Below are 13,729 nucleotides of genomic sequence, written 5' to 3' on the forward strand. Positions count from 1 at the left end.
GCGGCTGCCTGTACCACAAGGAAAACACCGTCCCGTACGCACTGCCGGCCAACAAAACCCGCAGCACCTTCAAAACCCTGAGCTCAATGGGTGGCGGCGGCTACAACGAACTGCGCATCGAAGATAAAAAAGGTCAGGAACAGATTTATCTCCACGCCCAACGCGACTGGGATGAAAACGTCGAACACGACCAGAAAATCCGCGTCGGCAACGAACGCCACGACACCGTCGAGCAGAACAGCTACACCGAATTCAAGGCCGAAGAACACCACACCGTCTACGCCGACCGCAAAGTCGAAGCCCGCGCCAACGACCACCTGACCGTGGGCGTCAATCAGCACATCAAGATCGGGACTGGGCAGTTCATTGATGCCGGCCAGGAAATCCACCTCAGCAGTGGTATGAAAGTGGTGCTTGAAGCGGGGGCGGAACTGACGCTGGTGGGCGGCGGCAGCTTCATCAAGATTGATGCTGGCGGCGTGACCATGAGTGGGCCGGTGATCAATATGAACTCCGGCGGAAGCCCCGGCAGTGGCACGGGTGCTGCCCCGCTAATACCCGGCATCCTGAAACAGGCCGACGCCGACAAGGCCGGCCAGGTCCTGACCCCGGCCCAGATCAACACCCTCAAACGCAACGCGCCGTTCTGCGAAGAATGCGAAAAATGCAAGGCAGGTGCCTGTGCCATCTGATCGACTGACACCCAAGGATTGGCTGGCACAACAGCCGCTGCAGACTGGCGAACGCCTGTATCTGATCATCAGCGCAGCGAGCGACAGCGACGCCCTGAAAAACCTGTACCTGACCGAACCCACCGCCCAGCTCCTGCCAATCTGGGGCGGCACGCCCTACTCCACCTGGCAACCGGTGATGCCCTACGTCACCGAACTCAAGTCCAACTCCGCATTCCTGCCGTGGATCGCCGAAACCGACGCGCTCGACTGGGGCTGGCTGGCGGTATCACGCTCGGAGCCAAACGACGTGTTCGAGCATTTGCGCAGCCTGACGCAGGTGAAGATGCCGGATGGGACGGAGGTGTTTTTCCGCTTCTGGGATGGGCGGCATATCTACCCGATTCTGCATGGACTGGGAGACAAGGCAGGGGAAGTGATGCCGATGTTTGAGCGGTATCTGATTAATGGCAAGGCCCTTGAGGTTGGGCCGAGGGCGCTGCCGAAGGTGAAGGATTGGCCGTGGTGGGAGGTGCCGAAGCCGTTGCTGGATAGCTTAGCTAAGGAAAATCCAACGACGCTGATCGGCAACCTGATGCAATGGCTTGAAGAAGACCGTCCAGATATTTACACCGCATGGCCGGAGAGCAACCTGAGGCTGAAAGTCAGCCGTTTCGTGCGCCGCCCGGATGCGCCGGACAATCTTAAAGATGCACTGTTAAACCACCTGATTCTGGAGCAAGGCTGATGGATCGCGTTGCAACTATCGAAACACAAATGGACTCCTTCAAAAACAGCCTGAAGCTATACCGTGAAGAAACCAAGAGCTGGTACGCGCAGCTTGCTGACAAAGCCAGCCGAGCTGCAGACATGCCCTCCCTTCTTGGTATGGAACGCGTGATCAAGGCCGGTGACTCCAGCAAGTCTGTCAGCATGACTGATGGAGATTTTTCATACGTCGCCAAGTGCCCGCTTGTAGGGCCACTGCTGATTGAGAGCAAATTCGAATCGGTTTTCGACATCCCTATCGGCGATATCAAGGTCGATATCATTGCCGTGGATGGAGGCGCCAAGTCGACGATTACCTTGGATAAACAAGGTAAAGGTAGCTTTCAGGGACAGCCTGGAAAGGCCTATAAGATCCACGTCCACGATCAGGTGACGCCTGCGCAGATCGATACCCTTTTCAAATCCTACGACGGCTTAGCTGCTGATCTTGAGGGATTTCTACGCAAAGAATGGGCAGGCTTCAAACCGCAATGGTCGAATCAGAGTGCTTCAGCCAAAGCGATGGCAATTGGGGTCGGGATTCTCGAAGGCGGATGGGAAGCCATCAAAGGCGTCTGGGATGGGATCTCAAAGGCGCTGGACATCCTTCAAAACCCTAAAAAGTTCGCTGAAGAATTGGGTGCTGGTGCCGAGGAACTGATCAAGCTGGCCAAAGAAGCGCCAGACGTGATGAAACAGGCCATGCTGCTCGCAAGCGACGAGGCCGCACTGTTTTTGATGGTGCATTGCGCGTCAATCTGGGTTTCGGCATTACCACCGACGCAAACGGCTGGTCAGACGGCGAAAATGACATCTGCGGCCGTTATCGGAATTCTCATCGACACCGTGATCTCGGTCGTACTGACCGTGGCTGCCCAAGGTGCTGGGCTGTTTTACCTGGCCTCACGTTTAGCGAAATACGGCCAGATCATCGTCAAGGCTGTGACCGGGTTTGTGAAGTCGCTGTTCAACATCATCAAAGGCTTCATGGGCTACGTCAGTAAATACGTCGCAGTCGCCGCTCGAGGGGTAGCGACGCGGGTAGAAAAAGGAGTCGCGCAGCTACGCTTTGATGGCAAACGTAATGCGACCGTTGAACACGGCAAGCGACCTGATGACGCCTCGAAACAATCGCAGAATCCTGACGACAAAAGTGCGGCGCCGGCGCAAGACACTTGCACCAACGGCTGTCCGGTCTCGATGGTCACGGGCGAAGAATTACTGACTCTTACCGATGGCCAACTCGATGGCCTACTACCGCTTGAGTGGACGCGCCTTTATCGCACTAGTGCGGTCGAGATCGACAGCCGTCTTGGGTTTGGATGGAGCCACGCTCTTTCTCATCGACTGGATCTGGATGGTGAAGGTGTCCTGTGGACGGATAACGAAAACCGAACCACTCGTTTTCCCATGCCGACACAGCAGCGCCCGGTTATCACAAATAGCCTGTCGAAAGCGGCCATCTACCTAGGGTCTACACCTGGTGAGCTCATCCTGACGCAGGCTGGGCAGAATCCGCGTTTTTACCATTTCCGCGCGGGCCGTTTGATCACCATCAGTGACGCGTACAACAACCAGTTAATGTTGACCTACGACTTTGCTGACCGTATTCAGCGTATCGACAATAACGCCGGACGTTCCTTGCTAGTCCGCCATGAAGACCGTCATATCGTTGCCGTGGATTATCAGCAACGCCGCGCTGAGTACACGGATCAGGGGCAACGGCAGGAGCCATGGGTCACTGTACAAACGCTGGTTACCTATCGATACAACCGCCAAGGCGAACTTATCAGTGCCACCAATGCCGCCGGTGAAACGGAAAACTATCGTTACAACGACCAGCACGTCATTTTGGAACGACAACTGGCCGGTGGTGCGAGCTTCTTCTGGGAATGGGAAAACCAAGGTAAATCGTCACGCAGTATCCGCCACTGGGCCAGCTTTTCGCAGATGGACTCGAAATACGCTTGGGACGATGCCGGCAAAGTTACCGTTACGAACGCTGATGGTAGCGAGCAAGTTTATGTGCATGACGAAAATGCTCGACTCATTAGCGACACCGCTGCTGACGGCGCTGAAACACAGAAAGCCTATGACGACAAAGGTCAGCTGATTGCAGAAAAGGACCCCCTCGGCGCGATCACTGAGTACCGTTACAACGACGCCGGCCTGCTTGCCGTTGTTATTCCTCCTGAAGATGCGCCGACGTTCTACGAATATCGACATGGCTTTGTAAGTGAAATTCATCGCGGCAAAGCGATCTGGAAATACCAGCGAAATAGCCAAGGCGATATCACCCGCCAAACAGATCCTGACGGCAACGAAACACACTACAGCTACGATGCCCAAGGTCGCGTGCTGGAGATCGTTCATCCAGACGGCGGACGGCATCAGCTCGCCTGGAATGGACTGGGTCAATTGCTCGAGGAAGCATTGCCTGATGGTGGTCGGCGTAAATACCGCTACGACGCACTGGGTCGTCAGATCACCCGTCAGGACGAACACGGCACCATCACCCATTACCAATGGGATGCGGCTGGCCGCTTGACACAAACCACACAGCTTGGCGGTGCAACCCGCACTTACACCTATAACGCCTACGGCAAGATCACAGCCGAGCGCGATGAACTGGGCCGTATTACCCGCTACGAATACGCCGATAACCTGCAACTTGTCAGCCGCCGCATCAACCCGGACGGCAGTGAGCTGCGCTATCGTTACGACAACTCACGCCTGCTGCTGACTGAGATCGAAAACGAGCGCGGGGAACATTATCAGCTCGACTATTACTCAAACGGGCTGATACAGCAGGAAACTGGATTTGATGGTCGCCGTACTGCCTACGAATACGACCTGAATGGCAACCTGCTGAAGAAAACTGAGTACGGCGACGACGGTAGCGAACTGGTCACTGAATATCAGCGTGACTCCGCTGGCCGCCTGCTCGTGAAAACACTGGCTGATGGTGAGGAAATTCACTACAGCTATGACGCGCTCGGTCGCCTGGTCAATGTCGATGACGGTCACTGGCCACTGGCTTATGAATACGACTCCCAAGATCGGCTGATCACCGAGCATCAGGGTTGGGGAACCCTGCGCTACGAGTACGACAGCGTCGGCCAACTCAAACATTGCCGTCTACCGGACGGTAGCAAGCTCGACTATCGCCGATTGTCCGGCGGTAATCTCAGCAGCATTGACCTCAATGGTTCTCGCCTCACATCTCACCAGTTCAAGGCTGGTCGTGAACAGCAACGTCAACAAGGCTTGTTGTTGAGTCAGTATCAATACGACGATCAGGGGCGCTTGCAGGCTCACAGCGTCAGCCAACGCGACAGCATCGTGCTGCAGCGCCGATATAACTACGACGAGGCAGGTAACCTCGCAGGCATCAATGACAGCCTTAAGGGTGCCCGTAACTTCCACTACGATCCGCTTGATCGATTGATCAGTGTTCGGGGAGCAACACCGGAGAGCTTCGCGCACGACCCAGCCGGCAATCTGCTGGGCCAGAACAACGAAGGCACCGCCAACTTTGCCAACGTCAAAGGCAACCGCCTGCTGATGCAGGGTGACCGCCACTACGACTATGACGCCTACGGAAATCTGACTCGCGAGCGCCGCGGTAGCGGACAGAAGCTCGTCACTGAATACCGCTATGACTGCCAGCATCGGTTGATCGGCGTCAGCCTACCCGGCGGCAGTATCGCGACCTACAAGTACGACGCCTTCGGTCGACGTATCGAGAAAACAGTCGATGGCCACACCACCGAATTCCTCTGGCAAGGCGAACGCCTGATCGTAGAAAGTGGGGACAGTCGGTATCGGACCTACGTCTATGAGCCGGACAGTTTCCGCCCCTTAGCGATGCTCGACGGTGAAGGCCCACTGAAAGCCACGCCGTTCTATTATCAGCTCGATCACTTGGGCACGCCGCAGGAACTCACCGATTACAGCGGCGCGATAATGTGGTCGGCCAAGTATCGAGCCTACGGCAACCTGGCTGCGCTGGATATCGCGGAGATCGACAACCCACTTCGGTTTCAAGGCCAGTATTTCGATACAGAGACAGGGCTTCATTACAACCGCCACCGCTACTACAGCCCGAGTACAGGACGGTTTCTAACCCCAGACCCGGTCAAGCTCGCAGGTGGCCTAAACAACTACCAGTACGTACCCAACCCTACCGGCTGGGTAGATCCGCTCGGCCTAATGTTCAGGGCGATTACTAAAGCGATTTCTGGTGTTGCGAAAAAGGCACCATTGAAGCCCGCTGCGAACTGCCCCAAGCCTGGAGGATCATCTTCTCCGAGCACTACCCCTACCCTTGCAGACTCCAGCGTAAAGACTGGAGACGTCACCCCGCCGGCGGTCGTCGAGTCGAAGGCTGATTTTTATGTTGGCCCATCCGGACCGGACTCGACCTTACCTTCGACGGCATATCGATACATGGGATACAAGGACGCAGACGGAACCGTAAATACTCACGCGCAGAACACGATCAACACAGGCGACGCACGACTGTCGTATTTCGGGTTCGATAAATTTGATACTGGAGACGCGGCTACGGAAGCATTACAGATGAGGGCGCCGAAGCACGTCACTCCTGCTGACCCCGCCCCTGCATGGAGTGATGGGCGCCTGCGATTGAAGTTCGACACACTTCAACTCTATAAGGACGGCGTGCCAACCGTTACAGTGCCGTATGAGCTTGGTGGTAAAGGTCCGAACCTTGAACCCTTCACTAAGGCGTATCGTGACTACGGAACAGGCGGTGCCCGGCAACTCATTCCGAAACCGGGTACCACCACCATCATCAAAGCTGATGAAGTGACTATTTTGCCGGAGAAGTAACAGTGCTAACCGATCTAGAAGCGCGCGTAGCGCTCAAAGAACTGATTGAAAAATACCTTAAGGGAAGAGATCCCGATTACGACCGTCTGATCGAAATCGTTCAGGACCCTTCGCGTCAAGTTCCGATCAGAGGTGTGCTTGAGGACATTAGACGGTACAACAAGGTCCAGTACACACAACAGGAGCTGGAGCTGATAGACGATCTTTTGTATATGTACGGGTAAGAAGTCGGTAGACGTGTATAGCAAAAGCGCCAAACCTAGCAATCCCTATAAAAAGTGCCAATATCGGCTGTAATGGCGTCAAACGCTAGGATGGCCGCAGGCATAGGCATTTCGGGGGCTTAGTGGGAGCTTCTTTTTCGCAGAGTAAGCCATTGAAAGGGGCGCGATGAAGTTCACTTTAGTTTGAGGGGGCTTCATCGAATTCAGCGACAATCTCGAAACGCATTGGCCTCATGGCGCCGCTGCTATCCTCGCCCCTAATAGACATAGCCGCCCTTCTTAGCTAAACAACGTATCCATATAACTAAAAGTACGCTCCGAATGACGTTCGCTCAGCAATCCTCTTCATAATCGTACATACGCGACATAGCACTCTAAACCCTCCAATTGACTTATATTTCAGTAACTTAGCTGTCTCAGCAGACCTTTGATCTTCGTTCAATCACTGAATGTGGGGGGATAGCCAACCTGACTGCATCAAGAATAGCTTGGGAAACAACACCCGAATCGCAGAAAACCACACTCTTATCCAAATCGAACAATGCCAGTAACAAGAGCATCAAAATCGCGATCTCTTATAGACTAGAAAATCGATATCTCAAGCGATCTTCAAAAAAAAAAAATTTACCGATTGTCAGCTCATCCTTTCGCTCCTATTGCAGGCTTGCATATTATCGACCAGATGCAGCGATTTTTTTAGTATTTTTGCAACGCAAGGAAGCCATAAGATGCCAAAGCATTCACTTCCATTATACCAATTCACTCACGCTCCATGCCCCTACCTTTACAGGGGCATGGAGCAAAGACCAATCAGAACCCTGAGCAGCACTGATAGCATCGCTTCAATTTTTTTTTGCAAAAACATGGTCGAAATAAAAAAATATTCGAAATCAACAAACATTGCTAGATGGTTTCGAAAGCCACGTTACCAAGCCTCATCCTATCTAGGGGGTGCGTCCGGCCGAAACCGAATAGGTCGCAACCAGCTTTGATGCTTATTTATTCCTAAAGGACTCATAGATGATTGGCTTTGGCTCTGCATTGTTAGTAATAGGACTGGGAATAATCTTATACGCCTCTGACGTGTTTGGATATTCAAAATCCGTCAAATTAGAGATCAGTCGATTAAAATCTGCTGAAGCGCCGAACAAAGAACAGCGGCATAAACTAATGTATTACAAATCGGCAATCGCCGCAAGAGTGATTGGCGGCATCGCTATAGCAGTAGGACTTATTATAATAGCAATATTTAATTAAAGGAATCTAATATGAGCTCCGCTGAGGGAATTGAGGCCGCTACAAACGCAATACAATTTCTAGCTACTAACGCGGGCGCCAAATTAGGAGGCCCAATTGGCAAAGCTTATGGAATGTTTCTCAGCGGCCAAGGGGGTATGGTAGGTAGTTTAGCGGACTTTTTCGACAAGCTAGACGATGGAACTGTTACTGAAAAAGATGTACGCGATGTCTTGTATGATGTTGCATCTGTCAGCGCCGGCTTCGGCGTATTAGCAGGCCTGGCCTCCCCGATGACGCTTGCGATCGTAGGTGGGGTAGGTGCATTCATATTTGCATATGAAGCGTATCCTTATGTTAGAGATTTTTTAACTCAAGACGATGTTAATGAAGCGATTGAATTTGGGACAACCAACCCAGCGTTAATTACCGATCCTTTGATTGCTTCCCTATATCAAGATTTTGCTCACAGTTTTTCTCCCTTCGCAGGGGTCGATGAGCAAGTAAATGTTGGCTTCTCTTCTGCACTCAATTTTGTCCGCAGGGTAGATCCACTTACGCTTGACCTGGATAATGATGGTATTGAAACCATCAGCTCAAATCAAGGTATAACATTTGACTTTGATGGCGACGGCATCAAGACTGGAACTGGTTGGGTTTCGGGTGATGATGGGTTTTTGGTGCTGGACAAGAACGGTAATGGACTCATTGACAGTGGTAAAGAGTTATTTGGTGGAGACACCATAAAGACTGACGGCACCAAAGCAAAAAATGGATTCGAAGCGCTGAACGAGCTGGATATAAATGGTGATGGCGTATTTGACGCAAAGGATCAATCATTCAGCGAAGTAAGAGTTTGGCAAGACAAGAATCGGGACGGTGTTTCGCAATCATCTGAGCTGTCAAGCTTAGACGAACTCGGCATCGAATCGATCAACGTCAAATCTATCGAGTCAGGAGAGCTTAGCAACGGCAATGTAATCACTGACGTAGGTAGCTTTGTATTTTCCGATGGGCACGTGGGTGGTGTAAACGGAAACCAAAGCGTCGCTGTCAATCTTGATCTTGCTACGAATCCATTTTACCGAGATTTTCCCGACGTCATTGATCTAGCTCCTGGAACTGAAAAACTCCCTGACATGAAGGGATCTGGCGCAGTTCGCAATTTGATTGAGGCGGCAAACTTAAACCCGGAACTCGCTGAAATTCTTAGACAGTATTCTCAAATCACAACACGAAGCGATCAGATTAATTTATTAGATGATATTTTGTCAGAGTGGGCAGAGTCTGCTATTTTTGACAGCGTCGATAAAAGAATTGAAAACCTTAGCATCAACGGCACAGGCCTGCAATTCGCCTATTCATGGGAAATTTCCGGGAATGGATCACCTGATGCAGAGCAGCTTAAAGATAAGGAGCTCATAGAAAAGATCTCGATATTAGAAGCATTTAACAGCCAGACTTTTTTTAATTTCTCAAGCAAGGCCAACGCGGACGGCAGCGCCACCATAACAATAATTTCCGGCCAGTTCGTTATTGTGCGAGACTTTTCCCCCTCTCAAGTATTGAGCGGAATTTATTTAACCGAAAAAGACTTAGTAGTAAATCAGAGCCAAGAAGATTTTTTGAATTCCTCATACAACCAGCTGAGCAACTCATTATATAACTCACTGCTACTGCAAACGCGACTAAATAGCTACACTGACCTGATTGAGATATCACAGACATCGTCTGGCATTCAAGCTAACTATGATCCACTGATAGACGCATTGAAAAACCTTTACGACGCGGACCCGTTGCAGGCGATTGTAGATGCGATAGAGTTACGCTCTGTCATGGAGGGCGTAAAGTCAAACATCCCCATTGCTTCGTTTCTTTCAAGCTGGCTAACAGACTTGAACGGCACGAGCTTCGCCGACTTAAAAAATCACTTATCTGGTCAACATTTTTTCTATATTGGAGAAAGCGCACCCGCCTTTTCGGTAGACGAAAACTTTGTTATTTCAACTCAGGAGGGTTCTCAGGTAGTTGGTGGGCAATCAAACGATATGATTGTCGGGCTCAATGGGGATGACGTGTTGAATGGAGGCTGGGGACAAGACATTTTAAATGGAGGAAGAGGTCGAGACAAGTTAATAGGCGGCGCTGGATCAGACACCTTTGTTTTTGGAAGAGGCAGCGGTCTCGACGTGGTGGCAGAGGAAGGACTCAATACCGATATAGATGTAATTTATTTTACAAACATCAAATCAAGCGATATCGCCGGATTTGAAAGAAGTGGATACGCCGACTTAATAATTCGTTACGGCGATGGCGACGCTCTCACAATTCAAAACTATTTTACTGGAGCTGTTTACTCCATTGAAGAGTTTAGATTCTCCGATGGAGTATTGTGGACAGCATCTGAAGTAGCCAAGCATTTGGTAGGCACTGAAGGTGCTGACACTATTGCCGGCGCCATCGGCCAGGATAACGTCATTCGCGGGCTAGGCGGCGATGACACCTTGAATGGCCAGGCAGGCAATGACGTGCTCGAAGGTGGGACCGGTAAGGATACGCTCGACGGCGCCGCCGGAGAGGACACACTCATTGGCGGTTTGGGCAACGATAAGCTGGCAGGAGGAAACGGCTCCGATACTTATGTCTTTAGCCGCGGCGATGGTCAGGATACCGTTACCGAAGCAGGCGTAACCTTGAATGTCGATGTCATTCGCTTTACGGATGTCAAATCAACGGACATCAGCGGTTTCGAGCGCCCCAACCCATATGACCTTGTGTTGCGATATGGCACTGGTGATGTGATCAATATCCAAAACTATTTTTCTGGCGCCGACTCTTCGGTTGAAGAATTTCATTTCTCGGATGGCGTAATCTGGACGACCGCCGATGTCGCCAAACGGATCGTTGGAACCAGTGGTGATGACGTCCTTCTGGGCATGACAGGTATCGACAGCGGTCTATATGGCTTGGCAGGTAACGACACCCTGAACGGCGCCACTGGAAATGACACCCTGTACGGGGGCATTGGTGACGACAGACTTGCTGGAGCCCAAGGTAATGACACACTGATTGGCGGCTCGGGCAACGATCTTTTAGCCGGTAACAGCGGATCCGATACCTTCGTTTTCAGTCGCGGCGATGGGCAAGACATTATCGCTGACGACGGTGTTGCAGCAGATGTGGATTTGGTGCGCTTCACTGACATCAATTCGACGGACATAACCGGATTTGAGCGCACTGGATATTCGGACCTGCTCATTCGTTATGGTACGAACGACACCCTGACTGTGCAGAGTTTCTTTACAGGCGCGGAATGGTCGGTAGAGAAGTTTCAATTCGCTGACGGCGTCATTTGGACATCTGCTGATGTCTCGAAGCATCTGGTAGGCACTGAAGGTGCTGACACTATTGCCGGCGCCATCGGCCAGGACAACGTCATTCGCGGGCTAGGCGGCGATGACACCTTGAATGGCCAGGCAGGCAATGACGTGCTCGAAGGTGGGACCGGTAAGGATACGCTCGACGGCGCCGCCGGAGAGGACACACTCATTGGCGGTTTGGGCAACGATAAGCTGGCAGGAGGAAACGGCTCCGATACTTATGTCTTTAGCCGCGGCGATGGTCAGGATACCGTTACCGAAGCAGGCGTAACCTTGAATGTCGATGTCATTCGTTTCACGGATGTCAAATCAACGGACATCAGCGGTTTCGAACGCCCCAACCCATATGACCTTGTGTTGCGATATGGCGCTGATGATGTGATCAATATCCAAAGCTATTTTTCTGGCGCCGACTCCTCGGTTGAAGAGTTTCATTTTTCGGATGGCGTAATCTGGACGACCGCCGATGTCGCCAAACGGATCGTTGGAACCAGTGGCAATGACGCTCTCGTCGGTATAGTGGGTATCGACAGTGGCCTTTATGGTTTGGAAGGTAACGACACCCTGAACGGCGCCACTGGAAATGACACCCTGGACGGGGGCATTGGTGACGACAGACTTGCTGGAGCCCAAGGTAATGACACACTGATTGGCGGCTCGGGCAACGATCTTTTAGCCGGCAACAGCGGATCCGATACCTTCGTTTTCAGTCGCGGCGATGGGCAAGACATTATCGCTGACGACGGTGTTGCAGCAGATGTGGATTTGGTGCGCTTCACTGACATCAATTCGACGGACATAACCGGATTTGAGCGCACTGGATATTCGGACCTGCTCATTCGTTATGGTACGAACGACACCCTGACTGTGCAGAGTTTCTTTACAGGCGCCGAATGGTCGGTAGAGAAGTTTCAGTTCGCTGATGGTGTCACTTGGACATCTGCTGATGTCTCGAAGCATCTGGTAGGCACTGAAGGTGCTGACACTATTGCCGGCGCCATCGGCCAGGACAACGTGATTCGCGGGCTGGGCGGCGATGACACCTTGAATGGCCAGGCAGGCAATGACGTGCTCGAAGGTGGGACCGGTAAGGATACGCTCGACGGCGCCGCCGGAGAAGACACACTTATTGGCGGTGCGGGCAACGATAAGCTGGCAGGAGGAAACGGCTCCGATACTTATGTCTTTAGCCACGGCGATGGTCAGGATACCGTTACCGAAGCAGGCTCAGCCTTGAATGTCGATGTCATTCGTTTCACGGATGTCAAATCAACGGACATCAGCGGTTTCGAACGCCCCAACCCATATGACCTTGTGTTGCGATATGGCGCTGATGATGTGATCAATATCCAAAGCTATTTTTCTGGCGCCGACTCCTCAGTTGAAGAACTTCACTTTTCGGATGACATAGTCTGGACTGCGAACGATGTCTCCAATCGGATCATCAACCCCAGCGCCGGTAATGTGTTTGACATGAGGATTGTGGATGGAGGACTTCATAGCTTGCCGCTTATCGACAACTCTGCCGCTACTTACGCTGATGATCTTCTTTACAGCTCCAATACGAGTAAAGTGGAAAGCAATGTTTCGGCAGACGACTTGTCATCTAACTCCTCCACCAGTCCCGAATTTCTTCCGGTTATAAATGATTACTGGCTGTAATTAACCGGGAGCTCGACATGGCGACTATGTCATGTCGAGCTGTCGGATTAGGTCTGCATTGTCAGCTCATCCTATGCAAATTCAAATTCTTCGCTGGAAACCTGGGCTGCTTCGTTGCGCCGCTGGCGAAGCGCATCGGTTAGCTGCCGCTTCGCTCTTATAAGTCCGACAGAACCGCAAGCTGTGGTGCTAATTGCGGCGACAGGCTCATAAACGAATATTGAGCGCACGTGCCGATTCATAAGCAGCCTTTTACACAAAACTGATTTCCACCAGCTCATCCTGCGCCTTGCGAAACTCCATCTCAGCCACCCGTGCCAGATATTGTCCGCGATGCGCCCGTGCTTTCTGGAAGTCCGGAGTCTGCCCATGAGCTGAATAAGCGGGCGGCGGCGCAGCCATGTTAGTCGGCGAGGATTGGGCCGAGACGTGGCCGGACACATCACGCTGAATAGGAACAGTCGACCGTTCTCCTTGAGCCAGGTGATATAACTTGGTGACCGACCACCTATGTGCGCGGCGAAGGCGCTTTTGAATAGGTACGTGACTTCGTTCATAAGCCCTCCTTTTCAGCGGCTTTTCAATGAATCCTTTCAAGATTTCAATGATTGAAATTTCAGTAAGCTAACGGGCCTCCCGCTAACACGATCCCGCGGGTTTCCGACCCCGTGTCCTTTGAAAGTCACCAGGGTCCCCGGCGGTTTTCTGCCCGGTCTGGCCTGTCGACTCGGCATCCGCGTGCCATGCCCTGCCCCAATCCCGTTGGAAAGACGGACATCCCTGCAAAGGTTTCAGCTAGAGAGAATCCGCGAGTTCGATAACCCGTGTAGGGGGCGGCCCTCAGGGAGGACCCGTAAAAATCGGCGCCCTACCCGGCCTGCCCGGCTCATGCCTTCGGCTCGGCCTCGCTCAGGTCCAGCCGCTTGGCCACCCA

The 13,729-nt window shown here is 52.2% G+C and carries 6 protein-coding genes; 5 read left to right on the plus strand and 1 reads right to left on the minus strand.

The features are described from left to right. The 5 genes from H8B20_RS27615 to H8B20_RS27635 form a co-directional block, all read left to right on the plus strand. Window positions 1–692: bacteriophage T4 gp5 trimerisation domain-containing protein (locus tag H8B20_RS27615; RefSeq protein ID WP_414704625.1), on the plus strand; the 692-nt coding region annotated here is incomplete at its 5' end. Next, window positions 682–1,419, plus strand: coding sequence for a DUF4123 domain-containing protein (locus tag H8B20_RS27620; protein ID WP_210625217.1), 738 nt, complete (start codon window positions 682–684; stop codon window positions 1,417–1,419). The genes H8B20_RS27615 and H8B20_RS27620, both read left to right, overlap by 11 nt. Continuing rightward, the gene (locus tag H8B20_RS27625; protein WP_228732783.1) at window positions 1,419–6,293 is read left to right on the plus strand and encodes an RHS repeat-associated core domain-containing protein; all 4,875 of its coding nucleotides are present in this window, start codon (window positions 1,419–1,421) and stop codon (window positions 6,291–6,293) included. The genes H8B20_RS27620 and H8B20_RS27625 overlap by 1 nt, the downstream gene beginning before the upstream one ends. Window positions 6,294–7,537: 1,244 nt before the next feature. Then, window positions 7,538–7,774 carry a hypothetical protein gene (locus tag H8B20_RS27630; RefSeq protein ID WP_210625218.1) on the plus strand — a complete coding sequence of 79 codons (237 nt, stop codon included), beginning with the start codon at window positions 7,538–7,540 and terminating at the stop codon, window positions 7,772–7,774. A gap of 11 nt (window positions 7,775–7,785) precedes the next feature. Next, window positions 7,786–12,795 (plus strand): calcium-binding protein, encoded by a 5,010-nt coding sequence (locus tag H8B20_RS27635; protein WP_210625219.1) that lies wholly within the window; start codon window positions 7,786–7,788, stop codon window positions 12,793–12,795. A 252-nt stretch (window positions 12,796–13,047) separates the two neighbouring features. On the opposite strand, the gene H8B20_RS28175 is transcribed toward H8B20_RS27635, so the two are convergent. Next, window positions 13,048–13,392: a hypothetical protein gene (locus H8B20_RS28175; protein ID WP_342345728.1), complete on the minus strand. Its 345-nt coding sequence runs from the start codon at window positions 13,390–13,392 to the stop codon at window positions 13,048–13,050. Between the last annotated feature and the right edge of the window lie 337 nt (window positions 13,393–13,729).

Source organism: Pseudomonas sp. P42 (genome assembly GCF_017973755.1).
GTDB classification, from domain to species: Bacteria; Pseudomonadota; Gammaproteobacteria; order Pseudomonadales; family Pseudomonadaceae; genus Aquipseudomonas; species Aquipseudomonas iridis.